This is a genomic window from Plantactinospora sp. WMMB782, assembly GCF_049179135.1.
Lineage (GTDB): Bacteria > Actinomycetota > Actinomycetes > Mycobacteriales > Micromonosporaceae > Plantactinospora.
Map to the genome: position 1 here is coordinate 4,974,727 of NZ_JBMHMC010000007.1, position 26,023 is coordinate 5,000,749.

Annotated in this window: 28 protein-coding genes and 1 pseudogene; 10 read left to right on the plus strand and 19 right to left on the minus strand. The window is 73.3% G+C overall.

What is annotated here, in order from left to right; genetic code table 11:
- Positions 1 to 29 precede the first annotated feature (29 nt).
- Together hemG and hemQ are read left to right on the plus strand one after the other, a co-directional pair.
- Positions 30 to 1,490 carry a protoporphyrinogen oxidase gene (gene hemG / locus ACN28A_RS24585; RefSeq protein WP_421404632.1) on the plus strand — a complete coding sequence of 487 codons (1,461 nt, stop codon included), beginning with the start codon at positions 30 to 32 and terminating at the stop codon, positions 1,488 to 1,490.
- Positions 1,487 to 2,239 carry a hydrogen peroxide-dependent heme synthase gene (hemQ, locus tag ACN28A_RS24590; RefSeq protein WP_421398477.1) on the plus strand — a complete coding sequence of 251 codons (753 nt, stop codon included), beginning with the start codon at positions 1,487 to 1,489 and terminating at the stop codon, positions 2,237 to 2,239. The genes hemG and hemQ overlap by 4 nt, the downstream gene beginning before the upstream one ends.
- 113 nt (positions 2,240 to 2,352) lie before the next feature.
- On the opposite strand, the gene ACN28A_RS24595 is transcribed toward hemQ, so the two are convergent.
- From ACN28A_RS24595 to msrB, 3 genes are all read right to left on the minus strand, one after another.
- Positions 2,353 to 2,835 carry a GNAT family N-acetyltransferase gene (locus ACN28A_RS24595; protein WP_421398479.1) on the minus strand — a complete coding sequence of 161 codons (483 nt, stop codon included), beginning with the start codon at positions 2,833 to 2,835 and terminating at the stop codon, positions 2,353 to 2,355.
- A 71-nt stretch (positions 2,836 to 2,906) separates the two neighbouring features.
- A complete protein-coding gene (locus ACN28A_RS24600; protein WP_421398481.1) occupies positions 2,907 to 3,170 on the minus strand; it encodes a Prokaryotic metallothionein in 264 nt (87 codons plus the stop codon).
- 45 nt (positions 3,171 to 3,215) lie between these two features.
- Positions 3,216 to 3,644 (minus strand): peptide-methionine (R)-S-oxide reductase MsrB, encoded by a 429-nt coding sequence (gene msrB, locus ACN28A_RS24605; RefSeq protein ID WP_421398484.1) that lies wholly within the window; start codon positions 3,642 to 3,644, stop codon positions 3,216 to 3,218.
- 112 nt (positions 3,645 to 3,756) lie between these two features.
- Between msrB and ACN28A_RS24610 the strand changes: the two genes are divergently transcribed.
- The gene (locus ACN28A_RS24610; RefSeq protein WP_421398486.1) at positions 3,757 to 4,290 is read left to right on the plus strand and encodes a hypothetical protein; all 534 of its coding nucleotides are present in this window, start codon (positions 3,757 to 3,759) and stop codon (positions 4,288 to 4,290) included.
- Between the two features lie 90 nt (positions 4,291 to 4,380).
- Entirely contained in the window at positions 4,381 to 5,412 is a 1,032-nt protein-coding gene (gene ligD / locus ACN28A_RS24615) for a non-homologous end-joining DNA ligase (RefSeq protein WP_421398488.1), read from the plus strand.
- 20 nt (positions 5,413 to 5,432) lie between these two features.
- Here the strand turns inward: ligD and ACN28A_RS24620 are convergent, their stop codons facing one another.
- On the minus strand, positions 5,433 to 6,323 hold the full coding sequence (locus ACN28A_RS24620) for an NAD(P)-dependent oxidoreductase (protein WP_421398490.1): 891 nt from the start codon (positions 6,321 to 6,323) through the stop codon (positions 5,433 to 5,435).
- 44 nt (positions 6,324 to 6,367) lie between these two features.
- Between ACN28A_RS24620 and ACN28A_RS24625 the strand changes: the two genes are divergently transcribed.
- Positions 6,368 to 6,769, plus strand: coding sequence for a MerR family transcriptional regulator (locus ACN28A_RS24625; protein WP_421398492.1), 402 nt, complete (start codon positions 6,368 to 6,370; stop codon positions 6,767 to 6,769).
- 139 nt (positions 6,770 to 6,908) lie between these two features.
- Here the strand turns inward: ACN28A_RS24625 and ACN28A_RS24630 are convergent, their stop codons facing one another.
- The 5 genes from ACN28A_RS24630 to ACN28A_RS24650 form a co-directional block, all read right to left on the minus strand.
- Positions 6,909 to 7,097, minus strand: a complete 189-nt coding sequence (locus ACN28A_RS24630; RefSeq protein WP_421398495.1) for a DUF397 domain-containing protein — start codon at positions 7,095 to 7,097, stop codon at positions 6,909 to 6,911.
- Entirely contained in the window at positions 7,088 to 7,873 is a 786-nt protein-coding gene (locus tag ACN28A_RS24635) for a helix-turn-helix domain-containing protein (RefSeq protein ID WP_421398497.1), read from the minus strand. The genes ACN28A_RS24630 and ACN28A_RS24635 overlap by 10 nt, the downstream gene beginning before the upstream one ends.
- Positions 7,874 to 8,091: 218 nt before the next feature.
- Positions 8,092 to 8,583, minus strand: a complete 492-nt coding sequence (locus ACN28A_RS24640; protein WP_421398499.1) for a GNAT family N-acetyltransferase — start codon at positions 8,581 to 8,583, stop codon at positions 8,092 to 8,094.
- Between the two features lie 4 nt (positions 8,584 to 8,587).
- The gene (locus ACN28A_RS24645; RefSeq protein ID WP_421398501.1) at positions 8,588 to 10,162 is read right to left on the minus strand and encodes an alpha/beta hydrolase; all 1,575 of its coding nucleotides are present in this window, start codon (positions 10,160 to 10,162) and stop codon (positions 8,588 to 8,590) included.
- Between the two features lie 34 nt (positions 10,163 to 10,196).
- On the minus strand, positions 10,197 to 11,291 hold the full coding sequence (locus ACN28A_RS24650) for an ATP-dependent DNA ligase (RefSeq protein ID WP_421398503.1): 1,095 nt from the start codon (positions 11,289 to 11,291) through the stop codon (positions 10,197 to 10,199).
- 141 nt (positions 11,292 to 11,432) lie between these two features.
- Between ACN28A_RS24650 and ACN28A_RS24655 the strand changes: the two genes are divergently transcribed.
- Entirely contained in the window at positions 11,433 to 11,657 is a 225-nt protein-coding gene (locus tag ACN28A_RS24655; RefSeq protein ID WP_421398506.1) for a hypothetical protein, read from the plus strand.
- A 31-nt stretch (positions 11,658 to 11,688) separates the two neighbouring features.
- On the opposite strand, the gene ACN28A_RS24660 is transcribed toward ACN28A_RS24655, so the two are convergent.
- Together ACN28A_RS24660 and ACN28A_RS24665 are read right to left on the minus strand one after the other, a co-directional pair.
- Positions 11,689 to 11,892 carry a hypothetical protein gene (locus ACN28A_RS24660; protein WP_278060524.1) on the minus strand — a complete coding sequence of 68 codons (204 nt, stop codon included), beginning with the start codon at positions 11,890 to 11,892 and terminating at the stop codon, positions 11,689 to 11,691.
- A gap of 189 nt (positions 11,893 to 12,081) precedes the next feature.
- Positions 12,082 to 13,254: an FAD-dependent oxidoreductase gene (locus ACN28A_RS24665; protein WP_421398508.1), complete on the minus strand. Its 1,173-nt coding sequence runs from the start codon at positions 13,252 to 13,254 to the stop codon at positions 12,082 to 12,084.
- Between the two features lie 85 nt (positions 13,255 to 13,339).
- Between ACN28A_RS24665 and ACN28A_RS24670 the strand changes: the two genes are divergently transcribed.
- Positions 13,340 to 14,002, plus strand: coding sequence for a TetR/AcrR family transcriptional regulator (locus ACN28A_RS24670; protein WP_421398511.1), 663 nt, complete (start codon positions 13,340 to 13,342; stop codon positions 14,000 to 14,002).
- A gap of 93 nt (positions 14,003 to 14,095) precedes the next feature.
- Positions 14,096 to 14,221 (plus strand): annotated as a pseudogene (locus tag ACN28A_RS24675) (hypothetical protein); the annotation flags it as partial.
- Positions 14,222 to 14,279: 58 nt separating this feature from the next.
- Here ACN28A_RS24675 and nrfD read toward each other — a convergent pair.
- From nrfD to ACN28A_RS24705, 6 genes are all read right to left on the minus strand, one after another.
- On the minus strand, positions 14,280 to 15,401 hold the full coding sequence (gene nrfD, locus ACN28A_RS24680; protein WP_421398513.1) for an NrfD/PsrC family molybdoenzyme membrane anchor subunit: 1,122 nt from the start codon (positions 15,399 to 15,401) through the stop codon (positions 14,280 to 14,282).
- Between the two features lie 160 nt (positions 15,402 to 15,561).
- Positions 15,562 to 16,533, minus strand: coding sequence for a 4Fe-4S dicluster domain-containing protein (locus tag ACN28A_RS24685; RefSeq protein ID WP_421398515.1), 972 nt, complete (start codon positions 16,531 to 16,533; stop codon positions 15,562 to 15,564).
- Positions 16,534 to 16,538: 5 nt separating this feature from the next.
- On the minus strand, positions 16,539 to 19,826 hold the full coding sequence (fdh, locus tag ACN28A_RS24690; protein WP_421398518.1) for a formate dehydrogenase: 3,288 nt from the start codon (positions 19,824 to 19,826) through the stop codon (positions 16,539 to 16,541).
- 23 nt (positions 19,827 to 19,849) lie between these two features.
- Complete coding sequence (locus tag ACN28A_RS24695; RefSeq protein ID WP_421398521.1) at positions 19,850 to 20,140, minus strand: hypothetical protein; 291 nt, start codon at positions 20,138 to 20,140, stop codon at positions 19,850 to 19,852.
- A 157-nt stretch (positions 20,141 to 20,297) separates the two neighbouring features.
- Positions 20,298 to 21,380: a glutathione S-transferase family protein gene (locus tag ACN28A_RS24700; RefSeq protein WP_421398523.1), complete on the minus strand. Its 1,083-nt coding sequence runs from the start codon at positions 21,378 to 21,380 to the stop codon at positions 20,298 to 20,300.
- 103 nt (positions 21,381 to 21,483) lie between these two features.
- Positions 21,484 to 22,302, minus strand: coding sequence for an isocitrate lyase/PEP mutase family protein (locus tag ACN28A_RS24705; protein ID WP_421398524.1), 819 nt, complete (start codon positions 22,300 to 22,302; stop codon positions 21,484 to 21,486).
- Between the two features lie 130 nt (positions 22,303 to 22,432).
- Between ACN28A_RS24705 and ACN28A_RS24710 the strand changes: the two genes are divergently transcribed.
- Positions 22,433 to 23,440: a helix-turn-helix domain-containing protein gene (locus ACN28A_RS24710; protein WP_421398527.1), complete on the plus strand. Its 1,008-nt coding sequence runs from the start codon at positions 22,433 to 22,435 to the stop codon at positions 23,438 to 23,440.
- A gap of 54 nt (positions 23,441 to 23,494) precedes the next feature.
- On the opposite strand, the gene ACN28A_RS24715 is transcribed toward ACN28A_RS24710, so the two are convergent.
- Positions 23,495 to 23,998, minus strand: a complete 504-nt coding sequence (locus ACN28A_RS24715; RefSeq protein ID WP_421404634.1) for a GNAT family N-acetyltransferase — start codon at positions 23,996 to 23,998, stop codon at positions 23,495 to 23,497.
- 263 nt (positions 23,999 to 24,261) lie between these two features.
- Here ACN28A_RS24715 and ACN28A_RS24720 point away from each other — a divergent pair, with 263 nt between their 5' ends.
- The gene (locus ACN28A_RS24720) at positions 24,262 to 24,762 is read left to right on the plus strand and encodes a DUF1990 family protein (protein WP_421398530.1); all 501 of its coding nucleotides are present in this window, start codon (positions 24,262 to 24,264) and stop codon (positions 24,760 to 24,762) included.
- A gap of 163 nt (positions 24,763 to 24,925) precedes the next feature.
- Here the strand turns inward: ACN28A_RS24720 and ACN28A_RS24725 are convergent, their stop codons facing one another.
- Positions 24,926 to 25,846: a DNA-3-methyladenine glycosylase family protein gene (locus ACN28A_RS24725; protein WP_421398533.1), complete on the minus strand. Its 921-nt coding sequence runs from the start codon at positions 25,844 to 25,846 to the stop codon at positions 24,926 to 24,928.
- Between the last annotated feature and the right edge of the window lie 177 nt (positions 25,847 to 26,023).

The following is a 26,023-nucleotide window of genomic DNA, read 5'->3' on the forward strand; positions in this document are numbered from 1 at the left end:
GATTCCGGATCGCCGTGGTCGGCGGCGGGATGACCGGGCTGGCCGCCGCGCTCCGGCTGCGGGACCGGCTCCCCGCCGACACCGAGATCACCGTGTACGAGCAGTCCGGCGCGCTCGGCGGCAAGCTGCGTACCGGAGAACTGGCCGGATCGACTGTCGAGTTCGGCGCCGAGGCGTTCCTGACCCGGGACCCGGCCGGCGGGGACTCGGCGGCGGTCGCCCTGGCCCGCCGGGTGGGGCTGGCCGACGCGCTGGTGCACCCGGCGACCGGGCGGGCGGCCCTGGCGATCGCCGGTGAGCTGCGGCCGATGCCGCCGGGCACCCTGGTCGGAGTACCCGGTGACCTGGCCGCGGTGGCCCCGGTGGCCCGGCCGGCGGCGGAGCGGGACGCCGACGGGGGCCGTCCGCTGCTCGGCCCGGACGACGACCCGACAGTCGGCGAGCTGGTCCGGCGCCGGCTCGGCGACGAGGTGGTGGACCGGCTCGTCGACCCGATGCTCGGCGGCGTCTACGCCGGCCGCGCCGACGAACTCTCGCTGGCCGCCACGATGCCGGGGCTGGCCCGCGCGGCACGCACCGAACGGACCCTGACCGGGGCGGTCCGGGCGGCGCTGGCCGCCGCACCCCGGCCGGTCGGTACCCCCGTCTTCGCCACCGTCGACGGCGGGGTGAGCCGGCTGGTGGCGGCGGTGGCCGAGGCGGCGCGGGCCCGGATCAGGCTGGACGCGGCGGTCCGGGAACTGCTGCCCGTCCCCGGCGGCTGGCGGCTGGTGATCGGCCCGACCCGCGACCCGGAACTGGTCGAGGTCGACGCGGTGCTGCTGGCCCTGCCGGCCCGGCCCGCCGCCCGGCTGCTCGGCGGCGTCGACGTGGCGGCCGGCGCGCTCGTCGGCCGGCTCGACTACGCCAGCGTGGCGCTGGTCAGCCTGGCCCTGCCCGGCCCGGTGGCGGAAACCGGATCGGCCGGCGCCGTGGCACCGGCCCTGTCGGCCGCCGCCGCCCCGACCGCCGGCCGGGTCCCCGCGACCGGCACCGTCCCGGCCGACCTCTCCGGTTTCCTGGTACCGGCCGCCGAGGGCACCCTGGTCAAGGCGGCCACCTTCTTCACCAGCAAGTGGGCGCACCTGCGCCGGCCGGACGGCACCGTGCTGCTGCGCGCCTCGGTCGGCCGCTACGGCGAGGAGCACCTGCTGCAACGCGCCGACGACGAGTTGGTGACGGCGGTGCACCGGGAGCTGTCCGGGCTGCTCGGCGCGGCGCTGCCGGCGCCGGTCGACAGCCACGTGCAACGCTGGGGCGGCGCGCTGCCGCAGTACGCTCCCGGTCACCTGGACCGGGTGGCGGCGGCCCGGGCGGCGCTGCGGACCGCGCACCCGACCCTGGCGCTGGCCGGCGCCGGCTACGACGGGGTGGGGATTCCGGTCTGCGTACGCTCCGGCGAGACCGCCGCCGAAGAGATCATCAAAGTGCTGGGAGTATCGAGGGCATGACTGCGGAACAGGGCGACGGTGCACAGAGCGGGGCTTCGGCGCAGGGCGGTGTGGAGCAGAGCAACGCGGCGCGGCTGCGCGAGCTGAACGAGAGCATCCGTTACACGATGTGGTCGGTGTTCCGGGCGACCGGGCCGCTGCCGGAGGCCCGGGACGGGGTCGCCGCCGAGGTCGAGTCGCTCTTCGAGGAGCTGGCCGGCAAGGACGTGGTGGTGCGGGGCAGCTACGACGTCTCGGGGCTGCGCGCCGACGCGGACGTACTCGTCTGGTGGCACTCCTCGTCCAGCGACGCCCTCCAGGATGCGTACGGGCGGCTGCGGCGCACCGCGCTCGGCCGGCACCTGGCGCCGGTCTGGTCGCAGCTGGCGTTGCACCGGCCGGCGGAGTTCAACAAGAGCCACATCCCGGCGTTCCTGGCCGGCGAGCCGGCCCGGAGCTACATCTGCGTCTATCCGTTCGTCCGCTCCTACGAGTGGTATCTGCTGCCCGACGCCGAGCGCCGGGAGATGCTGGCCGAGCACGGCATGATGGCCCGGGGCTATCCGGACGTCCGGGCCAACACCGTCGCCTCGTTCGCGCTCGGCGACTACGAGTGGCTGCTCGCGTTCGAGGCCGACGAACTGCACCGGATCGTCGACCTGATGCGCGACCTGCGCGCCTCCGGGGCCCGCCGGCACGTCCGCGAGGAGGTGCCGTTCTACACCGGTCGGCGCCGCAGCGTCGGGGAACTGGTGAACGGGCTGCCGTAGCCTGCTCCGGTCGGGCACTGCCGACGGTGCGGCCGGTCGGCTCAGCACGGTGCCGGCCGGTCGGCTCAGCACGGTGCCGGCCGGTCGGCTCAGCACGGTGCCGGCCGGTCGGCTCAGGTCGGCTCGCGGCGCATGGGCACGTGCGCGATGCCGTCCTCGACGTACTCCGGGCCGCTGACCGTGAAGCCGTGGCGGGCGTAGAAGTCGGCCAGCTGCGCCTGGGCGTCGAGTACGCAGGGCCGGGCGCCGACCACGGCCAGCGCCTCGGTCATCAGCCGTCCGGCGTACCCGCCGCCGCGGGCCTCGGGAGCCACCACCACCCGGCCGATCCGTTCCACCCCGCCCGGGTCGGCGAGCAGTCGCAGGTACGCGATCGGCCGGCCGCCCCGGCTGAACCACAGGTGCCGGGTGCCCGGCTCGACGTCCCGGCCGTCGAGTTCGGGATAGGCGGCCTCCTGCTCGACCACGAAGACGTCGATCCGGAGCTTCAGCAGATCGTGCAGGGTCCGGGTGTCGAGGTCGGCGAAGGAGGCGACCCGGAACTTCTCCCGCCCGGCGGGGTCCGCCGTCAGCGGTGGCGTCTGCGACTGGTGCATCCCGCGATGGTAGGCGCGGGGCGTACCAGTGGCGTCGGCACCCCGGCGGCGGGCCGCGGCTGTGTGGCCGGTCAGGAGGGTCGGGCGCCGACGGCGTCGCGGATCTCCGCGCCCCGCTCGCCCTCGACGGCGCGGGCGCAGTGCCCGCAGCAGAAGAACCGGCCGGAGACCTCGACGCCGTGCCCCATGATCCGGATGCCGCAGTGCTCGCAGACCGGGGCGAGCTTGTGCGCCGCGCACTCGAACGAGTCGAAGGTGTGCACGTCCCCGCTGGTCGTGCGGACCTCGAACGCCATCCAGTAGTCGTTGCCGCAGACCTCGCAGGTGCCCGCCATGTCGAATTCCCCCGTATTCCCCGTTTCACCGCAGATGCGATGATTCTACGTGGTCGACGGGTCCAGCCGCATCGAGATCGAGTTGATGCAGTACCGGGCGTTGGTCGGGGTGAAGCCCTCGCCGTCGAAGCGGTGCCCGAGGTGGGAGTCGCAGTTGGCGCAGCGCACCTCGATCCGGACCATGCCGAGCGAGCGGTCCTCCAGGTAGCGGATCGCGCCGGGCAGCGCCCGGTCGAAGCTGGGCCAGCCGCAGTGCGAGTCGAACTTGGTGTCGCTGGCGAAGAGTTCCGCCCCGCAGGCCCGGCAGTGGTAGGTGCCGGGGGTCTTGGTGTCCACGTACTCGCCGGTCCAGGGCCGTTCGGTGCCCGCCTGGCGGAGCACGCTGAACTCCTCCGGAGTGAGCCGGACCCGCCACTCCTCCTCGCTCGTGGGCAGGGAATTCCCCCGGTCGTCCCGGTGAACGTTGTCAGCCATGCCCCTACGGTACGGCGGTGATCGTCAGGCGGCGACGTGCCGCGAACTCCGTGCGAAAACAGCGGGAAACAACTGGTAAATCACCGGCCGGCGGCCGGATCGTTGACAGGACATGCGAACCGCCACCTGGCCGGGCGGAAGTAGACGGCGTCGCGGGCACCGGCCGGTGCTCGCCGAGTTCCGGCTGACCTGGCGGCAGGCGGTGGTCCGGGGACTGCGCTGGGGCGGACTGGGCAGCGGCGCCGCGATCGTGATCGCGGGTGCCCTGCCCGGCCAGGGGGACCTCGGCGAACTGGGCTGGGTCGCCGTGTTGGCGCCGCTGCCGCTCGGTGTGCTCTGCGGCACCGCCGACCGGCTCCGGACCCGGGTCCGGCTGGACGAGGCGGGACTGTGCGGCCGGGCGTACCGGACGTGCGCGCCCGTGGCCTGGTCCCGGGTGGTCGACGTGCGGGCGGAGCGCCGCCGGGACCGTACCGTCGTGGCGGTCTATCTCGGCGACGCGGCTCCGCTGCGGCTGCCCGCCCCGTACGACGGTGGCCTCTTCGACCGTGATCCCCGGTTCGAGCAGAAGCTGGTGTTGCTCTGCCAGGTCTGGGAGGCGCACCGGCACGGCAGTTGGGAGCCGGAGTCGCGAGCGCTGCGCTGAGCCGAGCTGCATTGAACTGAGCGGACGTGCCGCCCGGCGGCGTCTCCGTGTCGGGCCCCGGGTGTCGGAGCGGTGGCATAGGGTCGGCGCATGGCTGGTGGGAGCGCGAAGGCGAAGCCCCTCGAGGTCGAGGTGGCCGGGCACACGGTGCGGTTGAGCAGCCCGGACCGGGTCTACTTCCCCCGTCGCGGGTTCACCAAGAAGGACATGTTCGACTACTACCTCGCGGTCGGCGACGGGATCATGCGGGCGCTCGGCAACCGGCCGACGGCGTTGCAGCGCTTCCCGGAGGGCATCGAGGGGGAGATGTTCTACCAGAAGCGGGTGCCGGCCCGGGGCGTGCCACCCTGGATCCGGACCGCCAGGATCCAGTTCCCGAGCGGTCGCAGTGCCGACGAGCTCTGCCCGGCCGACCTGGCGCACGTCGCCTGGGCGGCCCAGATGGGGACCGTGGTCTTCCACCCCTGGCCGGTCCGGGGCGACGACGTCGACCGTCCCGACGAGTTGCGCATCGACCTCGACCCGCAGCCGGGCACCGACTTCGCCGACGCGGTGGAGGCGGCCGGCGAGGTGCGGGCGATCCTCGACGAGCTGGGCGCGACCGGCTGGCCGAAGACCTCCGGCGGCCGGGGCGTGCACGTCTACCTGCGGATCGAGCCCCGCTGGACCTTCACCGAGGTGCGCCGGGCGGTGATCGCCTTTGCCCGGGAGGTGGAGCGGCGCCGCCCCGACCTGGTCACCACGGCCTGGTGGAAGGAGCAGCGCGGCGAGAAGGTCTTCGTCGACTACAACCAGATGGCCCGGGACCGGACGATCGCCTGCGCGTATTCCTTGCGGGCCAACGCCCGGGCCACCGTCTCCACCCCGGTGACCTGGGACGAGCTGCCGGACGTGGAGCCGGACGACTTCGATCTGAAGACCGTGCCGGAGCGGATCGCGAAGATCGGCGACCCGCACGCCGGCATCGACGACGCGCCGTGGGACATCAGCCCGCTGCTGGAGTGGGCCGACCGGGACGACCGGGACGGCTCCGGTGACCTGCCCTACCCGCCGGACCATCCGAAGATGCCGGGGGAGCCCAAGCGGGTCCAGCCGTCCCGGGACCGTGACCGCAAGGATTGACCGGACGACGCCGCGCCGGCTTACCGGTCGACGCGGCCGGGTCTGCGGAACTGCTCGATCAGCGCCGCGTAGTCGCTGTCGGCGTGCCCGTCGGCGACGGCCCGGTCGGCCATGGCCCTCAGCAGCCTCGGCAGCCCGGCGTCGACCCCCAGCGACTCGCTCTCGTGCACCAGGTGCTCCATCGCGCCCAGGTGGGTGCCGATCGTCGCGTCCCGCGCGGTGTAGTCGCGCTTGTCGATCTGCTGGGCCAGGTCGGGCAGCCAGTCGCGTACCGTGCCGATCAGCGGGCCGGCGAACGCGGCGAAGGCGGTGGCGTCCACGCCGGCCGTGCCGACCAGAGCGACGCCCTGGAGGAAGCTGTTCAGCACGCTCCACATCGCCCCGAGCAGCGCCACGTCGTGCAGCGACGACAACCCGTGGTCGGCACCGAGGTACGCCGTGCCGGCGCCGAGCAGCCGCAGCGTCGGCTCGTGCCGGTCGAAGGTGGCCCGGGGGCCGCTGTAGAGGAGGACGGCCTCGGCCGTGCCGATCGCAGGCGGAACCGCCATGATCGCCCCGTCCAGGTAGCTGCCGCCCTGCCGGGTCACCCACTCGGCGGTCTGCCGGGCCCCTTCGGAGGTACCCGAGGTCAGGTTCACCAGGACCCGTGCACCGAGGATGTCGCCCAGCGGTTCGAGGAGTTCGCGTACGGCGGCGTAGTCCGACACGCAGACGATCACGAGCGGGCTGGCCGCCACCGCCTCGGCGGGCGAGCCGGCGAGCCGGGCGCCCTCGGCGACGAGTTCGTCGGCCCTGGCGGCGGTCCGGTTCCACACGGTGGTGGGGTGGCCGGCGCGCAGGAACGTTCCGGCCAGCGCCCGGCCCATCAGGCCCAGGCCGACGACTGTCACGGGGGTCTTGTCGATGCTCATGGCAGGATCGTCAACGTTCACACCGGTATGAAGGTCAAGGAGGCGTGACCGTGCTGATCGGGGAACTGAGCCGGCAGACCGGGGTCAACACGCACCAGTTGCGCTACTACGAGGCCCAGGGCCTGCTCGAACCCGCACGGGCCAGCAGCGGCTACCGGGAGTACGGCGACGGCGACGTGGTGACCGTCACCCAGATCAGGAGACTGCTCGAAGCCGGACTCTCCACACAGGAGATCGGGTTCCTGTTGCCCTGCGCCACCGGTACGGCCCCGGAACTCGAACCGTGCCCCGAAACGCTGGACACGTTGCGGGCCCGGCTGCACGGGCTGGACGACCGGATCGACACGCTCACTCGCTCCCGGCAGGCGCTTGTCGACTACATCGCGGTCACCGAGCGGCGGGTGTCGACCTACCCGGGCGGTTCCGGCGGCTGCCCGACGGAGTGATCCGCGGCTCGGGGGCCTGCTCGATCCCGGGCGGGCATGTTCGGTTCGGGCGGGCGGGGATGTTCGGTTCGGCGGTGATACCACCGTGTCATCACGATGACACGGTGGTATCACGGCGTACGAGGATGTTCCCGCCGGGTCAGTCCCGGGGCACCTCGGCCAGGAAGGACCGCCAGGCGTCCGGGCCGAAGGCCAGCACCGGCCCGGACCGGTCCTTGCTGTCCCGGACGAGTACCCGGCCGGGCAGGTTGCCGGCCACCTCCACGCAGTTGCCGGCGTTGGCGCTGGATCGGGTCGACTTGCGCCACCGGGCGTCTGCTACGTCCATGTCTCCGCCACTTCCCTGATCAACTCGATGGACTGCTGCACGGGCAGGGCAACGCCGCGCACCTTCTCCCACGCCTCCCGGACGAGCAGGAGATCGTCCGGCCGCTCCGAGACCAGCCCCTGGAGCTGGTGGTCCAGATAGACCAGGTCCCGGCAGTCCGGCAGCGTGGCGATCGCGAACGCACCGTTCAGTCCAACGTACGCCCCGGTGGCGGCCGGGACTATATGGATGTTCACGTTCGGTCGCTCCGCCATCACCAACAGATGATCGAGCTGTTCCCGCATCACCGCCGGGCCGCCGATCGGGCGGCGCAGCACGGCCTCGTCCAGCACCGCGAAGACCAGCGGGGGCTTCTCCCGGTCGAGTACCTGCTGGCGGTCGATCCGGGCCCGCACCTGCGGCTCCAGGTCCGCCTCCGGCAGCGTGCCGGTGCGCAGCAGCGCCCGCGCGTACTCCTCGGTCTGGAGCAGTCCCGGCACCACGAGCGGCTCGTACGACTTCAGTACTATCGCGTCCCGCTCGATCTCGATCCACGGGCGGAGCCAGACGTGCACGATCTCCAGGGTGTTGACCCGCGCCAGCATTCGACTGAACAACCCGCCGGTCTCGCAGACCCGATCGACGATGTCGAGATAGTCCTCGGTCGGCGGACGTTGCCCGGTCTCCACGGACGAGACGTGACTCCCCGAATATTTGATCGCCTTTCCGAACTCCTCCTGAGTCATGCCGCGTGCCGTGCGTAAGATCCGCAGTTCTGTGATCAGGAATTCCGACATGCCGCCCACGATCGCTCACTCCCCACAGAAGATGTCGGCGGGTCCGATCCGCTGGCACACGGGACGGTCCTGGTAGGACTCCCGACCCTAGGGGTGGTGACCAGGGCTGTAAACACCGAACCGCCGCGCGACGATATGTTGAGGAACGGTTGAGCAATGGTTGCTCATGATCGGGCGAGTAACGGTGTTGCGGTCGGGGCGGCGATTCGCTAAGCGCGTCAGAGCGACAGTTTCATGCCCTCGTGACTGGCCTGGAAGCCGAGTCCGGCATAGAAGCGGTGCGCGTCCGTACGCCGCTTGTCGGTGGTCAACTGGACCAGCCGGCAGCCGCGTTCCCGGGCCTGTTCCACCGCCCAGGCCATCATCCGCCGCCCGATCCCGTCCCCGCGCCGGTCGGAGCGGACCCGGACGGCCTCGATCTGCATCCGTTCGGCGCCGCGCCGGCTCACTCCGGGGATGAAGGTGAGCTGCATGGTGCCGACCGGCTCGCCGTCGAGTTCGGCGACGATCAGCTCGTTGCGTGGATCGGCGTCGACCGCCTCGAAGCCGGCCCAGTATGCGGCGTCGACCTCCTCGCCGGTCGGCTCCACCGGCTCCCGGCTCGCGCCCGCCACGGGCTCCCGGCTCGCGGCCACCTCGTCGTCGAGCAGCATCGCGACGATCGCCGGCACGTCTTCCCGGCGGGCGGTTCGGAAGATCAGCTCAGCCATCGGGTCAGCGGGCCGGGCAGGTGGTGCCGGGGCTCGGCGGCCTGAGGTCGATCAGGTAGTCGTCGACGGCGTCGGTTATGCAGCGGGTCTGCGGATAGGCGGTGTGCCCCTCGCCCTGCCAGGTCAGCACCACGCCGACGTCGAGCATCTCGGCCAGTTTCGGCGTCTGCTCGTACGGAGTGGCGGGATCGCCGGTGGTGCCGACCACGACGATCGGCGGGGCGCCGGTCGCCGGACCGGTCGGGTACGGGTCCCGCTGCCCCGGCCAGAACTCGCAGCTGAGCATGCCGACGGCCAGCGGGGCGCCGAAGAGCGGGTACTTCTCGCGCCACTCCGACTGCAACGACCGGATCCGGTCCACCCCGACCCGGTCCTCCTCGTCGGCGCAGTTCACCGCGAGGTTCGCGTCGAAGAGGTTCGTGTAGCTCCCGTCCTCGCCCCGCTCGGCGTACGCGTCGGCGAGTTCGAAGACCTCCTTCGGGTCGCCCTCGCCGAGCGAGTCGATCGCGGCGGCGAGCTTCTGCCAACCCGACTCGGTGTAGAGCGAGGAGATCACCGCGTAGAAGATCCAGCCGGCGGTCGCCTCCCGGCCGCCCTCGCCGCGTACCGGATTCACCCGGGCCTTGTCCAGCGCGTCGGTCACCGCGCCCCGGGCGTCCGGCGCGATCGGGCAGCGGCCCGGCGTCTGGCGGCACCAGGTGGTGAAGTTGGTGAAGGCCCGCTCGAAGCCCTTGGCCTGGCTCTCCGAGCCGGCCACGATGTCCTGCTCCGGGTCGACCGCGCCGTCCAGCACCAGCGCCCGGACGTTACGCGGGAAGAGCTGGGCGTACGTCGCGCCGAGCAGGGTGCCGTAGGAGTAGCCGAGGTAGCTCAGCTTCTCGTCGCCGACGGCGGTGCGGATCGCGTCCATGTCGTGCGCGGCCTGCTCGGTGGAGAACAGCCGCAGGCGTTCGCCGTATTTGCTGCCGCAGGTGTCGCCGATCCGGCGGTTCAACGCCACCAGCTCGTCGAACTCGGCCTGGTCGGCCGGATCGGGCTCGAAGCCGAAGGTGCTGTCCAGGTCGGCGTCGGAGACGCACTTGACGGGGGAGGAGCGGGAAACCCCCCGAGGGTCGAAGCCGATGATGTCGAAACGCCTGGTCACCTCGTCGGGCAGCCCGCCGAAGCTGGCCCCGAACGACAGGTAGACCGCCGAGTCGACGCCGGAACCCCCCGGCCCGCCGGGGTTGACCAGCAGCGAGCCGATCCGGTCCTGCTGCTTCGCCGAGCGGATCCGCAGCAGCGAGATCTCCAGCTTGTCGCCGCCCGCGCCGGCACCGCCGGGCGTGTTCCAGTCAGCGGGTACGTCGATGGTGGCGCAGTCGTAGCGCATACCTGAGGCGGCCCGGCCGACCAGCTTTCGCGGCACCTCCGGGCAGGGCTTCCAGCTTGCGGCGGCGGCGCCGTTCGGCGGTGCGGCCGGCCCGCCGCGCTCGCCCTCGTCGTCCGGCCGGAACAGCGGGATGGTGCAGCCGGCGACCAGCAGCACGGCGACGAGGAGACCGGCCAGGGGCAGTCGGCGAAGGTGCGAGCGGGGCAAGGGGACGTCCTCCGTGTTCGTGTCGACGGTCAGGCTACGCGCCGGAGGCGAGCGGGTCGCCCCGGAGCACCTGGTCGACGTCGAACCGGATCGGGCGGTCGAGTTGGTCGTACCCGCAGGAGGCCGGCTCCCGGTCGGGCCGCCAGCGGACGAACTGGGCGGTGTGCCGGAACCTGTCCCCCTCCATCGCGTCGTAACCGACCTCGACCACCAGCTCCGGCCGCAGCGGCTCCCACTCCAGGCTCTTGGTGCCGGACCACCGGCTCGGACCGCCCGGGATGCGCTGCCCGGCCGTGTGGTCGCCGTGCACCCAGGGGTGCTCCTCGACGCCCTCGCGGTAGGGTGCCAGCTCGTCCAGCAGCTCGACCCGGCGGGCGGCGGTGAACGACGCCGAGACGCCCACGTGGTGCAGCGTGCCCGCCTCGTCGTAGAGGCCGAGCAGCAGCGAGCCGACCACCGGGCCGGACTTGTGCCAGCGGAAGCCGGCCACCACCACGTCGGCGGTACGGGTGTGCTTGACCTTGAACATCAGTCGCTTGCCCGGCTCGTACGGGATGTCGGCGGGCTTGGCGATCAGCCCGTCCAGGCCGGCTCCCTCGAAGATCTCGAACCACCGGGCCGCCGTCTCCGGGTCGGTGGTGGTCTGCGTGACGTGCACCGGGGGTACGACGTCGCGCAACTCCTCGGCCAGCCGGGCCCGGCGCTCCTGGTAGGGCCGGTCGAGAAACGACTCGTCGCCGACCGCGAGCAGGTCGAAGGCGACCAGGTCGGCCGGGGTCGTCTCGGCCAGCATGTTGACCCGGGAGGCGGCCGGATGGATGCGCTGGCTGAGCAGCTCGAAGTCGAGCCTCGGCTCCCCGTCCGGGCCGTCCCGGCGGATCACGACCAGCTCGCCGTCGACCGCGCAGCGGGTCGGCAACTGCGTCCGGGCCTGCGCGACGACCTCGGGGAAGTACCGGGTCAGCGTCTTGCCGCCCCGGCTGGCCAGCTCGACCTCGTCGCCGTCCCGGAAGACGATGCAGCGGAAGCCGTCCCACTTCGGCTCGTAACTCATCCCGGGCCCGGTGGGGATCTTCGGCACGCTCCTGGCCAGCATCGGCTCGACCGGCGGGTTGATCGGCAGCTCCACCCGGCCAAGTCAACCAGATGGGCGACGGGCCGGGGTGCCCTGCGGCCGTACCGGGAGTCACATCCGCCCCAGGGGGCGCAGAAGTTGCTCACGAGGGACGGCGGGTGAGGAGTTTTCGCAGCTCAGAGCTATCTTCGCCGGATGCGGGGCTGGGTCTGCACCTGCTGCGGGCGGTGGCAGGTGACCGTCGAGCGGCTTGCCGGGAGGTACCTCTACCGGCTGGCGTACGCCTATCGGGGGGAGGTGGGCGGGGTGGACGTGCTCGGCGAGGTGGGTACGGTCGCCGCGCTGGAGCGGCTGCTGCTGGCCCGTACCCCGGTGACCCTGGCCGACCTGCGCGAACGTCCGGCCGGCCGGGCCTCGTGAACCGACGGTGTCTATCGGGGGCTGCGTGTACCTACAGCGTCTTCGCGATCTCGGCCAGTACGTCGGCCGGCACCTCCACCGCTGTCTCGTGCGCCGGGATGTCGAGCTGGGCCAGCGCCTCGGGGTCGGCGACGCGCCAGCCCTGCACGATGAAGGTGTCACGGTCCGTGCGGTACAGCGACGGGCAGTTGTTGACCTGGGACTGCGCCGTCTTGCGAATGAAAGTGAGCTTCACGATCGGGCCTTTCGCTCCTTTTAGCCGCTTTGGGGCGGATGCCCCTGCGGTCCGTGTTGCATTATGCGGCTAATCGGGACGTTCGGGCACGGAACACGGCACCGTGGTGGCGTGAATGTAGGTGAATGGTCGATTCATCTCGCGCCGGATACGCGGCTTTTCTGCTATTGAGGTGCCTGGGACGGTGACTCAGCCGCGGGCCTCGGCCGGCGGTCGCCAGTCCGCGTACCGGGCCATCGAACGGAGTGCGAGCCGGGGTGGCGTCAGCCGCATCGTCACGTTGCGTAGCCGAACGGCCAGCGGATTGCTCAACTGCTGTCCGAACCGGCCGACCAGGTAGGAGGCGCGGGCCACCTGCTGACTGCGCGGGCGGCGCTGCGCGTCGTACCGGGCGAGACCTGTCGACACCTCGACGCCGTCCGCCAGGCTCGACCCGAGTACCACCGCGTCCTCGATCGCCTGCGCGGCTCCCTGTCCCAGGTTGGGTGTCATGGCGTGCGCGGCATCGCCGAGCAGCGCCACGGCCCCCGTCACGTAGCTGCCCAGCGGGGTGCCGAGGTGGTAGAGGTCGTTGCGCAGCACTCCCTGCGGATCCGTCGCGTCCAGCAGCGCCGGGATCGGCGCGTGCCACGACCCGAACCGCTCCCGGGCCGCCCGCAACTCGTCCGGCGTCCGCCCGCCCTCCGGGGCGTTGACCGCGCCGAACCAGTAGACCCGGCCGTCGCCGAGCGGCACCATCCCGAACTCGGCACCCGGAGCCCAGGTGATCGCCACCAGCAGCTCACCGGTCCAGGGCGCCGCCGTGACGCCCCGCCAGGCGGTGGTGCCGACGTACGCCGGAGCGGGGACGTCCGGCCACAACCGGCGGCGTACCGCGCTGCGCAGCCCGTCCGCCCCGACCACCAGGTCGGCCCGGAGCGTGTCGCGGACGCCGTCGGAGACGTAGCTGACCTCGGCGGGTGGTCCGGCGACCACCTCGACCACCTCCGCTCCGGTGCGCACGGCCGTGCCCTCGGGTAGGGCGGCGCGGAGGATCTCGTGCAATGTCGCCCGGTGGATGCCCAGCGACTCCGTGCCGAGCTGGCCGGCCAGGTCGGCGGCGTCGAGCCGGGACAGCCACCGGCCGTCGGCGGTCCGGGTCCCGCCGGCCGCCTCCACCCGGCCGGCGGCCCGGATCCGCTCGTCGACGCCGAGCGCCGCCAGCCCGGTCAGCGCGTTGGACAGCAGGGTGATGCCCGCGCCGACCGCCCCGAACGCGGGCGCCCGTTCCAGGACGGTCACCTGCCATCCCTGCCGGCGCAGCGCCAGCGCCGCGCAGAGACCGCCGATTCCGGCCCCGACCACCACCGCGGTCCGATCCATCCCGCCCACCTCCGAGAACTGATCCTTCTACATCTGTAGAAGGCCATACTACATCCGTAGAAAACGACATCGGAGGGAGCACCGGGTGAGCGCAGGACGGGACCGGTTCGCCGTCATCACCGACGCCGCGATCGAACTGGTGGCGGAACTCGGCATGCGCGGGCTCACCCACCGGGCCGTGGACGCCCGCGCCGGGCTGCCGCTCGGCTCCACCTCGGTGTACTTCCGGACCCGCAAGGCGCTGGTCGAGGCGGTGGTACGCCGCCTCGCCGACCTCGACCGGGCGGACCTCGAAGCCACCGACCTGCCCGCCGAGCCGCCCGCCGGGTCGCCCGCCTGGGGTGGACCGCTCGGGCCCCGGGAACTCGACCAGCTCGCCGGCCGGATCGCGAACGTGCTCGACCACTGGCTGACCGCCGGACGCACCCGGACGCTGGCCCGGTACGCCTGCCTGCTGGAGGCCACCCACCACCTCGAGCTGCGGGAGATCCTGGCCTACGGCACCGCGTCCCGGACCCAGGCGCGGGCACTGCTCGCCCAGGCGGGTGCGGCCGACCCGGAGCGCAGCGGCAACCACCTCGTCGCCTGCGTGGACGGGCTGCTCTTCGACCGCCTGGTCGGGGCCGGTTCGCTCAGCGCCCCACCCCCCGGCAGCGAGCAGAGCCGGCAGGACCTCCGGCAGGCCGTCCGCACCGTACTGTTCGCACTGGCCGGCGCCGACCCCTCGGCGCCGGAACCGGACGGGTGAGCGCGGCGTGCCGGTCAGCGGCGCCGGCCGCGCCGGCGGGCCGGCCCGGCCCGCCGGCCGGCGAGCACGGCCGCCGCGCAGGTGCCGAGCACGATGCCGGCGAACGGCAGGAACCGGATCACCACCTGCACGGTCTCCGCCTGCACGGTCTCCGCCTGCACGGTCTCCGCCTGCACGGTCTCCGCCTGCACGGTCTCCGCCTGCACGGTCTCCGCCTGCACGGTCTCCGCCTGCACGGTCTCCGCCTGCACGGTCTCCGCCTGCACGGTCTCCGCCTTCACGGGCTCCGCCTGCGCCGGCTGGTACGCGCCGCCAGTCGTTCCCGCTGCGGCTGCACCGTGTACTTCGGGTCGCGCGCCGACGCCACGCCGGCCTGGAAGACGCCGAACCGGAGGCAGACCGAACCGGCGAGCATCGCCACCGCGCCGCCCACCGTCACCTGCCGGCCGCCACCCATCGTCGCCAGCCGGCCGCCGGCCACCGTGGCGACCCGGCCGCCGGTGCCCGGCCGATACCGATACCGCTGCCGTTGTCGGCCGGTCGGCCCGGCGCCGGCCGCCACCGCCAGGGCGCCCGCCGCGCCGAGCAGCCTGCCGGCCCGGAGCAGCCCGCCGGCCAGCCCGTGGCGCATCGGCTCGGCCAGCATGCCGAGCCGGCGTTCCATCCGGTACGCCGCCGCCAGCTCGCCGGCCACCCCGAGCAGCGCGGCCCGGCGGGCGGGACCGGCCTCGGACGCGGGCGCGGCGAGCAGCCCGAGCGCACCGGCCGAGGCCGCCGCCGAACCCGCGAAGAGCACCGGAAGTTCCCGGTACGCCTCGTGCCAGGCCGGCACGGCGGTGTCCGCGACGAGCGTCGCCGTGTACGAGGCGACGGCCGGCCCGAGCACGGCCGCGCCAAGCGTGCCGAGCCGACCCAGCCGGGGCAGCCGGCCGGTCACCGCGCTGCCGGCGGCGACAAGCGTCAACGGGCCGTACCCGGCGAGCAGCCAGGAGCCGATGCTCATCGGCGAGGTCACCTTCACCACCCGCAGCATGTGCAGGAACCGTTCCGGGCGACCGAGGTCGTGCACCAGGGAGTAGAGCGAGCCGGCCAGCGCCACCGCGGCACCGGCCTTGAGCCCGGCGGCCAGCCTCGGCCGCCCGGTGAGTTCGGCGGCGGCGGCAAGCGTCGACGAGGCGCCGGCCAGTCCGCCCAGGAATAGGTAGCCGGCGATGTTCGCCGCCTCCCAGGGCGGCGGCTTGAGCACCGGCCGGCCGTAGTAGGACCGGAACTCGGCCCGAGGCACCATCAGCCGCTCGCCGCGCTGCCGCCGACCGGGCCGACCGGCCGAGCCGACCAGCGCATCCCGCTCGACCGGCAGGTCCGGCGCGGCATCGAGGCGTACGTCGGTGTGCGTCATCGGCGGCCTCCGGGTGAAACGGTGCGGGTCGTCGGCGGGCCGCCGAATGCTGCGGTGCGGGTCGTCGGCGGGCCGCCGAATGCTGCGGTGCGGGTCGTCGGCGGTCGGCCGGACGAGGCGCTGCGGATCGCCGGCGGAGAGCCCGGCAAGGCGGTGCGGGTCATCGGCGGGCTCCGGGCAGGGCGGTGGCGACCAGGGCGGCGAGCAGTCCGGCGGCGACAAGTGCGGTCCGGCGCCACATCGCCGGCAGGTCCCTGGTGGTGACCACCGGATCGGGCGGCAACCCGTACACCTCGGGCTCGTCCAGCAGCAGGAAGAACGCGCCCGCCCCGCCCACCCCGTCGTACGGGTCGGCGCCGTAGAGCCGGGCGTCGGTCACCCCGGCCACCTGTAGCGCGTCGACCCGGGCGGCGGCCCTGGCCCGCAGTTCGGAGAGTTCGCCGAACTGGATCGAGTCGGTCGGGCAGCTCTTGGCGCAGGCCGGTTCCTGGCCGACCGAGAGCCGGTCGTAGCAGAGGGTGCACTTCCAGACCCGGCCGTCCTGCTCCCGTTTCTCGATCACCCCGTACGGGCAGGCCGGTACGCAGTAGCCGCAGCCGTTGCAGATGTCCTGCTGCACCACCACGGTGCCGAACTCGGTGCGGAACAGCGAACCGGTCGGGCAGACGTCCAGGCAGGCCGCATGCGTGCAGTGTTTGCACACGTCCGACGACATCAGCCAGCGGAAGTCCATCCCGGGTACGGCGTCGACGTGCCCGTCCGGCGGTGCCGAGCCCGGCATCCCGAGCGAGACGGCGGTCCGGCCGCCGGCCGCCCGGCGCAGTGCGGCCGGGATCTCGGCCGGGGCGAGCTGGGCCTCCTGCCGGCCGAGCCGGCGGGGCTGCTCGACGAAGGCGACGTGCCGCCAGGAGTTCGCGCCGAGCTGGCCGGTGTTGTCGTACGACATGCCGGTGAAGTCCAGCCCGTCCTCGGGTACCGCGTTCCACTCCTTGCAGGCCACCTCGCACGCCTTGCAGCCGATGCAGACGCTGGTGTCGGTGAAGAAGCCGACCCGTTCCGGTGGCTGCGGATATCCGCCGGCGGTGGCCGGATCGCGCCGGTCCCCGGTCGCCTCGCGCAGGTCCGGAGCCACCGGCGTCACACCTCGGTCCCGGTCGACGTGGTGACCCCGGCCCGGCGCTGGTAGTCCCGGACCAGCGCCGCCCGCTCCGGGCCGCGTGGCCGCCGGCCGGGGCGGATGTCGGCGGAGAACGCCTTGCTCTCCTGGATGTGCGAGTTCGGGTCCAGCGAGATCGAGGTGAGCTCGTTCGCCGCGTCGCCCCGGCTGTGTCCGTTCGGTCCCCAGTGGAACGGCAGGCCGATCTGGTGCACCACCCGGCCGTCGACGCGCAGCGGTGCGATCCGCTCGGTCACCAGCACCCGCGCCTCGACCGCACCCCGGGCGGTGACGATCGTTGCCCAGCCGCGGTGCACCAGCCCGCGTTCGGCGGCCAGCTCGGGGGAGACCTCGCAGAAGAACTCCGGCTGCAACTCCGCCAGGTACGGCGTGAACCGGCTCATCCCGCCGGCCGTGAAGTGCTCGGTGAGCCGGTAGGTGGTGACGACGTACGGGAAGGTCCGCGCGCCGCGCTGCGAGCCGTTCGGGTGGTACCTGTTCTGCTCGTGCGGCCGGAGCAGCCGGGCCGGGTTGCGCTGCTGGCCGTAGAGCGGATTGTCCACAGGGGAGTCCTGCGGCTCGTAGTGCGCCGGCAGCGGGCCGTCCAGCACACCTGTCGGCGCGTAGAGCCAGCCGAGCCCGTCGGCCTGCATGATGAACGCGTCGGTGCCGCGCAGCGCGGCGATCCCCCTGGCGTCGGCGGGCGGCTCGTAGTCCGGTGGCTTGGTCGGCTCGAAGTCCGGCACGTCGTACCCGGTCCACCGGCCGGCGTCGGCGTCCCACCAGACGTACTTCTTCCGCTCGCTCCACGGCCGGCCGTCCGGCCGGGCTGAGGCCCGGTTGTAGAGCAGCCGCCGGTTCGCCGGCCAGGCCCAGGCCCACTCCGGGGAGACCCAGTGCTGTTCCTCGGCCGGCTTGCGCCGGGCGGCCTGGTTGATCCCGTCGGAGTACACCCCGCAGTAGATCCAGCAGCCGCAGACCGTCGACCCGTCCTCGGCCAACTCGGTGTACGTCGACAGCGGCCGGCCGTCGGCGTCCCAGCCGTTGATCTCGGCGAGTACCGCCTCGGCGTCCGGCTCGGCGCTCCGGCCCACGGTCGGGTAGTCCCAGGTCAGGTCGAGGATCGGCCGGTCCTTCGGATCGGTCGAGCCGGCCAGCTTCTGCCGGACGAGCCGGCCCAGGTGGTACATGAACCAGAGGTCGCTGCGCCGGTCGTCGGCCGGTTCGACCGCCTGGTGGTGCCACTGCAGCAGCCGGTTGGTGTTGGTGAAGCTGCCGTCCTTCTCGGTGTGCGCCGCCGCCGGGAGCACGAAGACCTCGGTGCCGATCCGTTCGGTGGTGAGTTCACCGGAGGCGATCTCCGGCCCGTCCTTCCACCAGGTGGCGCTCTCGATCATGCTGAGGTCCCGGACCACCAGCCAGTCCAGCTTGGCCATGCCGAGCCGGTGCATCCGGGCGTTCGCCGAGCCGACCGCCGGGTTCTCGCCGAGCAGGAAATAGCCCTTGCAGGTGCCGTTCAGTTGCTCGAAGACGGTGTCGTAGTGCGAGTGGCTGCCGGTCAGCCGGGGCAGGTAGTCGAAACAGAAGTCGTTCTCCGCCGTCGCCGCCGCCCCCCACCACGCCTTGAGCAGGCTCACCGTGTAGGCCCGCATGTTCGCCCAGAACCCCTTGCGGGCGGCGTCGGCGACGATGAAGTCGGCAAGCGTCTGCGTCTGGTGCGCGTGCGGCATCGGGATGTAGCCGGGCAGCAGGTTGAACAGCGTCGGAATGTCGGTCGAGCCCTGGATGCTGGCGTGCCCGCGCAGCGCCTGGATGCCGCCGCCGGGCCGGCCGATGTTGCCGAGCAGCAGTTGCAGGATGCTGGCCGCCCGGATGAACTGCGAGCCGTCGGAGTGCTGGGTCCAGCCGACCGCGTAGACGAACTCGCTGGTCCGCTCCGGGCCGGAGTTCTCCACCAGGTGCCGGCAGACCTGGGCGAAGACCTCCGGCGGGATGCCGCAGATCCGTTCGACCATCTCGGGGGTGTAGCGGGCGAAGTGCCGCTTCAGGATCTGGTAGACACAGCGCGGGTCGGACAGCGTCGGGTCGCGGCGGGGTTGGCCGTCCAGGGCCGCGGTGCCGGAGCCGAACTTCTCGCCCCGGCCCGAGCCGCGCCCGGCACGCTCCGCCGCGCCCTCCGGTCCGTCCTGGGGGCCGCGTCCGGCCGCCACCCGGGCCTCGAACTGCCTGTCCCGCTCACCTGTCGCCGAGACCAGCTGCACGCCCTCGTACTGCCAGCTCTCCTCCTGGTAGGTGTGGCTTTCCTGGTCGAAGCCGGAGAAGAGCCCGTCGAGGTCCTCGGTGTCCCGGAACCGCTCGTCGACGATCGTCGCGGCGTTCGTGTACGCCAGCACGTACTCCCGGAAGTCCCGGCCCTCGGCGAGTACGTGGTTGATGATCCCGCCGAGGAAGGCGACGTCGGTGCCGGCCCGGATCGGCACGTACAGGTCGGCCAGCGCACTGGTCCGGGTGAACCGTGGATCGACGTGGATCACGGTGGCGCCCCGGGCCTTGGCCGCCAGCACCCACTGGAAGCCGACCGGGTGCGCCTCGGCGAAGTTGGAGCCCTCGATCACGATGCAGTCGGCGTGCTGGAGGTCCTGCATGAAGGTGGTGGCCCCGCCGCGCCCGAACGAGGTGCCGAGGCCGATCACGGTGGAGCTGTGGCAGACCCGGGCCTGGTTCTCCACCTGGATCACCCCGAGCGCGGTGAAGAGCTTCTTGATCAGGTAGTTCTCCTCGTTGTCCAGGGTGGCGCCGCCGAGGCTGGCGATCCCCATCGTGCGGGCCACCCGGGCTCCGTCGTGCTCCTCCTGCCAGGTCTGCTGCCGGGTCCGGACCACCCGCTCGGCGATCATCTCCATCGCGGTGTCGAGGTCGAGGTCCTGCCAGTCGGTGGCGTACGGCGGGCGGTAGCGCACCCTGGACAGCCGGCCCGGGTCGGTGGTCAGTTGCAGCGAGGCGGCGCCCTTCGGGCAGAGCCGTCCCCGGCTCACCGGCGAGTCGGGGTCGCCCTCGATCTGCACCACCCGCTCGTCGGAGACGTAGACGTTCTGCGCGCAGCCGACCGCGCAGTACGGGCAGACGGACTTGACCACCCGGTCGGCGTCGGCGGTCCGGGCGTGCAGGTCGGCGCTGTGCCGCGATTTCACCGAGGCGGCCCGGCCGGTCCGGTCCGGACCGGTGAGCTGGCGCCAGACCGGCCACGAGCCGATCGGTACTCCGCGCACCTGCGCCTCCTGTCCTCGACCGGTCACCGGCCGGGCCGGGCCAGCCCGTCGGCGCGGGCCCGCTCCCGCATCCAGTGGTGCACCCGGGGCGACGAGGTCGGGTTGACCTCGCGCGGGTTCACCAGGGCCTGGGAGCGGGACGGCAGGACGCCGGGCCGCTGCCGCTGCGCCCGGGTGACGGTGCCGCCGCCGTCGGCCGGCAGGCCGGTGCCGACCAGGTACGCCTGCCCGGCCGGGATGCCCAGCTCCGCGCCGATCTCCTGGTAGCCGCGCCCCTGGCCGACCAGGTGCAGCACCATTTCCTTGCTCGCCACGCGGCCCCCGCTCGCCGGGCCGGCCCGGCACCTGCCGGCCGACCGCCCATCGCCGACAAGCCTCTCATTCCGCCCAGGCGGCCGGAGCGGGTTTGCCGGCACGGACCGGCCCCGCCGGTCGTTTTCACACCGGCGGGGCCGATCCGTGCGGCAGAGCTCAGCCGGCCAGCGGGGTGTGTCCGGCCGGCACGGTCTCGTCGGTCCGCGGTGGTGGCGGCGGGGTGCCGTCCCCGAACGGACGCCCGCCGAGCGCCTCCCGGCCGTGCGGCTCCAGCCAGTTGTCCAACTCCGGGCCGAGCGGTACGACCCCGGTCGGGTTGATGTCCCGGTGCACCTCGTAGTAGTGCCGCTTGATGTGGTCGAAGTCGATGGTGTCGCCGAACCCGGGTGTGCCGAACAGATCCCGGGCGTACGCCCACAGCACCGGCTGCTCGGTCAGCTTCTGCCGGTTGCACTTGAAGTGTCCGTGGTAGACCGCGTCGAACCGGACCAGGGTGGTGAAGAGCCGGACGTCGGCCTCGGTGATGGTGTCGCCGACCAGGTAGCGCTGCCCCTCCAGCCGGGCCGAGAGCCAGTCCAGCCGGTCGAAGAGCCGCCGGTACGCCCGCTCGTACGCCTGCTGGCTGCCGGCGAAGCCGCACCGGTACACCCCGTTGTTGACGTCGCTGAAGACGACGCCGTTCACCTCGTCGATCTCCTCCCGCAGCGCCTCCGGATAGAGGTCGGGCGCACCGGACCGGTGGTACTCCCGCCACTGCGTCGACAGGTCCAGGGTGATCTGGGCGTAGTCGTTCGTCACCACCTGCCCGGTCGGTACGTCGACGATCGCCGGCACGGTGATCCCACGCTCGTAGCCGGGGAACCGGGCGAAGAACGCCTCCTGGAGCCGCTCGATCCCGAGCACCGGGTCACGCCCGCCCGGGTCGAGGTCGAAGGTCCAGCTCCGGGCGTCGTGGGTCGGCCCGGCGATCCCCATCGACAGTACGTCCTCCAGTCCGAGCAGCCGGCGGACGATGATCACCCGGTTGGCCCACGGGCAGGCCCGGCTCACCACCAGCCGGTAGCGGCCGGGTTCCACCGGATAGCCGTCCCGCCCGTCGGCGGTGATCCGGGTGGCGATGTATCGCTGGTCGCGGGTGAACTCGCCACCCGGGTTGACGTAGCTGCCCTTGGCGCCGCTGCCGCCCTCGGTGGTGCTGCCCCCGTCGGCGCTGCTGCTGCCCTCTGCGGTGTTCGACATCCCGCTATCGTTCCCCAAAATTTCCTCGGATCCACCGCCGATACTTCCCGACCGGGGTCGACCACCGGCGACGAACCGGCCGGCAGGTGGCGCCGGCACGTGGTCAGCCGCGCATCAGCGCGTTCAACGTCCCGTAGTCCAGGCCACCGGCGAGGGCGTCGTAGCCGCCCGAACCGTACGTCTCGACGGCGGCCCGCCGGACCACCGCGTACGCCGCCGCAGCCACCGCCGAGCCGAGACTGACCCGGGCGACCCCGAGTTCGGCCAGCTCGGGGACGGTCGGGGCACCCGGACCGACCAGGACGTTCACCGGGGCGGGGATGCCGGCGACAAGTGCCGTCACGGTGTCCGGGTCGACCACCCCGGGCACGAAGATGCCGTCGGCGCCGGCCCGGAGGTACTCGGCCGCCCGGTCCAGGGTCTCCGGCAGCCCGCCGGCACCACGCAGGAAGGTGTCGACGCGGGCGTTCACGTACAGCGGCACCCCGGCCTCGTCCGCGACGGCCCGGGCGGCGGCCAGCCGGGCGGACTGGTCGGCGACGTCGCGCAACCCGGCTGCGCCGGCCGGCGCCGCGTCCTCCAGGTTCACCCCGACCGCGCCGGTCGCCAGTACCGCGCGGACGGTCCCGGCGACCTCATCCGGGGTACTTCCGAAACCGGACTCGATGTCGGCGGTGACCGGCAGCGGCACCGCGGCGACGACCCGCCCGACGAGTTCGCTGGCCAGCTCCCGGCCGAGGGCGTCCCCGTCCGGGGCGCCGAGGCTCCACGCCACCCCGGCGCTGGTGGTGGCGACGGCCCGCGCACCGGCGGCGGCCACGATCCGGGCGCTGGCCGCGTCCCAGGCGTTGACCAGGACGACCGGATTCCCCGCAACGTGCAGGGAGCGGAACAGTTCGGCGCGGCTGCGTTGATCACTCATGCGGGTAGTCTCCGCCGCCCACCCGGCCCGCCGTATTCTTTCAGCCCTGCCTAAAACGAGGGTCCCGCCGGGGCGAAGGTGCAGCGGCGGACGGACGGCCGCGACGGGGTCGCGGCAGCGGAGGGATGTCGTGGTCTCCATCGGCCTGCCGGGCGGCGCCCTGGCCCGGATCCGGTTCGCCGTCTCCTGCCTCTGGGAGGTCGCGACGAGCGTCCGGGTACTGCGCGACGCCGGCGACCACGCCGTGCACCTGCCCTGGGCGACCCGGGTACGTCCCCGGCTCGCCGACGCCGGCCTGATCCCCCCGGCCACCGCCGCGTTCCCCGGGGACTCCGGCGGCGGGCTGCTCTGGCAGCTGATTCCGGCCGGCCCGCACTATCTGCCCGACTTCCTCACCCCGGCTCCCGAGGGGCTGACCCCGGACCTGGACACCGAACTCGACAGGCTCCTGGCCACTCCGCCCGAGGTGATCCGGGCCGACCTCGACGCCTATGCCGGCCGGCACTGCCCGGCGGTCCGCGACCTGTACGCCGATCCGGTCGACGGGCTGCGCCGGCTCGCCGACGAGATCGCCCGGTACTGGCGGGTCGCGCTCGCTCCTGACTGGGCCCGGATCCGGCTGCTGCTCGACGCCGAGGTGCACCGCCGGGCCCGCCGGCTCGCCGCCGACGGGGCCGCCGGACTCCTCAACGACCTGCACCAGCAGGTGCGCTGGGAGGGCGAGACACTGGCGATCGCCCAGCAGCACTGCACCGCCGCCGACGTGCCGGACGGGAGCGGGCTGGTGCTGATCCCGTCGGTCTTCGTCTGGCCGTCGGTGTTGAGCGTCGCCGCGGGGCCGGCGCCACAGCTGGCGTACCCGGCCCGGGGCATCGCCACGCTGTGGGAGACGCCCCGGCAGTCGTCGGACAGCCTGGCCGCGGTGCTCGGCCGGGGCCGGGCCCGGGTACTCGCCGAGATGCGGGCACCGGTCTCCACCACCGAGCTGGCCCGGCGCACCGGGCTCTCCGCCGGGGGCGTGTCGCAGCACCTCGCCGTGCTCCGGGCCGCCGGCCTGGTCAGCACGCACCGCACCGGCCGGACCGTGCTGAACAGCCGTACCACGGTCGCCGAGGCGCTGCTCTCGGTGGCCAACTGACGGCGACCGGGCACGACGCCGGCCGCCGACCGTTCCCCGGGCCGGACGTCCCGGTCAGCAGCGGTACTTCTCCAGGTAAACCAGCCCCGGGCCGGTGTCGAGCGCCCGGTGCGCGTAGTCGAGGTACCCGTGCCGGCGGTAGAGCCGCAGGTTCTCCGCGCTGTCGGCTCCGGTGAACAGCTCGAACCGGCGCACCTGGCGCGGGCTGGCGGCCTCCACCGCGCGCAGCAGCCGACTGCCGATGCCCTGCCCCTGCACGTCGGGCGCGACGGCGAGCCGGCCGACCTGCCCGGTGCCGATCTGCCCGGCGCCGTGCTCGAACCGGACCCGGACGGCACCGACGAGGCGGGTACCGAGCCGGGCGACGAGCACGACACCATCCTCGGGCGGCTGCGCCAGTACGCCCCGGAGCTGGGCCAGCGTCTCGGACAGCGGCGGCAACCACGGGTCCGAGTAGCGCTGCGCCTCGCTCAGGTAGGCGGCCCGCTGCACGGTCAGGATCTCGCCGGCATCGGCCACCGTGGCCGGCCGGACGACGACCGGTCCGGCGGTGTCGATGCCGCCTCCGGCGCTGTCAGCGGCGTCTCCGGCGCTGTCGATGCCGTCTCCGGCGCTGTCGGTGTCGTCTCCGGCGGTGTCGGCGGCGCTCGGTGCAGGAAGCTCAGTGGACACGCCCGTCAGGCAACCAGGTGGGTCGCGGTCCCGGCCGCACCGGGGGCGCGGTTGTCCCAGCGGTTAGGCTGCGCACGCCACGCCGCGACGCCATCGACAGGTAGCCCCCGGCCACCGGGCGGCTATCGCTGGGGGAGGTGCACCAGGCGATGCCCGGACCGAACTATCCGGAGGTCGGCGCCACCCGTACCGGCCGGCTGCCATCCGGTTACCGGCACCTGCGGTACCGTGCCGTCCTGCCGGCCGGCGGCTTCGAGGTGGCGGGCGAGGCGGTGCTCCGCTGGCGGATGCACCGGGCCATGGGGGTGCGCATCGACGCCAGCGCGCCCCGGGCCGAGCCAGGGGTGAGGGTCACCGCCGGGCTCGGGCTGGGCCGGTTCCGGCTGGCCGCACCCTGCGAGGTGGTCTGGACGGTACGCGACGACCGCCGGGCCGGCTTCGGCTACGGCACCCTTCCCGGCCACCCGGTACGGGGCGAGGAGGCGTTCCTCGTCGAGCGCACCGACGACGGCCGGGTCTGGTTCACACTCACCGCGTTCAGCCGGCCCGCCAGTGTGCTGGCCCGGACCGCCGGGCCGCTGCTGCCGCTCTTCCAGCGCGGCTACGCCTGGCGCTGCGCCTCGACCCTGCGCCGGCTGTCCGCGCCCTGACCCGCGATGCCGTGCCTCGACCCGCGATGCCGTGCCTCGACCCGCGATGCCGTGCCTCGACCCGCGATGCCGTGCCTCGACCCGCGATGCCGTGCCTCGACCCGCGATGCCGTGCCTCGACCCGCGATGCCGTGCTTCGACCCTGCGCCCTGTCTCCGGTGGGTCAGAACCGGGCGAAGGAGCGGATCGGCATCCGGGGGCCGAACCGGGGCGCGTGGTGGCCGCCGGCCTCCAACAGCACGCAGACCCGGGCACGGTGGCCCCGGAACGGCTCCAGCAGGTCCAGCATCCGGGCGTCGTCGCCGCGAGCCTCCCCGGCCAGCGCCCAGGCCACCGTGTTCGGGATGTGGTAGTCGCCGACGCTCACCGCGTCCGGATCCCCGAAGGCGACCCGGACCACCTCGGCGGCCGTCCACGGGCCGATCCCGGCGATGGCGGTGAGCCGGCGGGTCGCCTCGGCCGAGTCGGCACACCGTTCCAGCCGGTCCGCCTCGACCGCCGCCCGCCGCAGCGTCTCGGCCCGCCGCTGCTCCACCCCGAACGGGTGGAACACCCAGTACGGCTGCGAGGCGATCACCTTCGGTTCCGGCGGGGCCCAGAGCCGGGGCAGCGGCCCGGGGGCAGGTACGCCGAACCGGCGCACCGTCGCCGAGTACGCCCGGAACGCCTCCTTGCCGGTGACCTTCTGTTCCAGGACCGCCCGGAGCAGCCGGGGGAAGATCTGCCCGGTGGCGGGGAGCCGGAGCCCCCGGTGGAGGTTGGCCAGCCTGGCCACCAGCGGGTGCCCGGCGGCGAGCCGGTCGAAGCCGGTCAGGTCGTCGCGGAGCCCGGCCACGGCATCGGCCCGGTCGGCCACCCAGCCGCCGCCCGGCCCGTAGCAGTCGGCGACCAGGTCACCTCCGACCCGGCGTAGCGCCAACGTCCCCGGCCCGTCCGGGGTACGGGTGGCCCACCAGAAGGTGTCGCCGACGAACCGGGCGCAGGGGTCGTGCGCCCCCATCGCCAGCGACCGGAGCGAGCCGCCGAACTGGTAGGGCTCGGGCGGGCGCAGCAGCCGGCTCGCGCTCGGCCCGGTGTCGGTCACCCGGACACTCTGCCACGCCCGACCGGAAGCCGGCCGACGGCAGGCCGTCCGCCGCCCGGACCGGGACGTCTGCCGGACGGCGCGAACGGGCAGCATAGGCGGCTGACGGCGGGGACGGGCAGCATAGGCGGCTGACGGCGGGGACGGGAGCGTCGGCGGATATGACAGGACGGCACC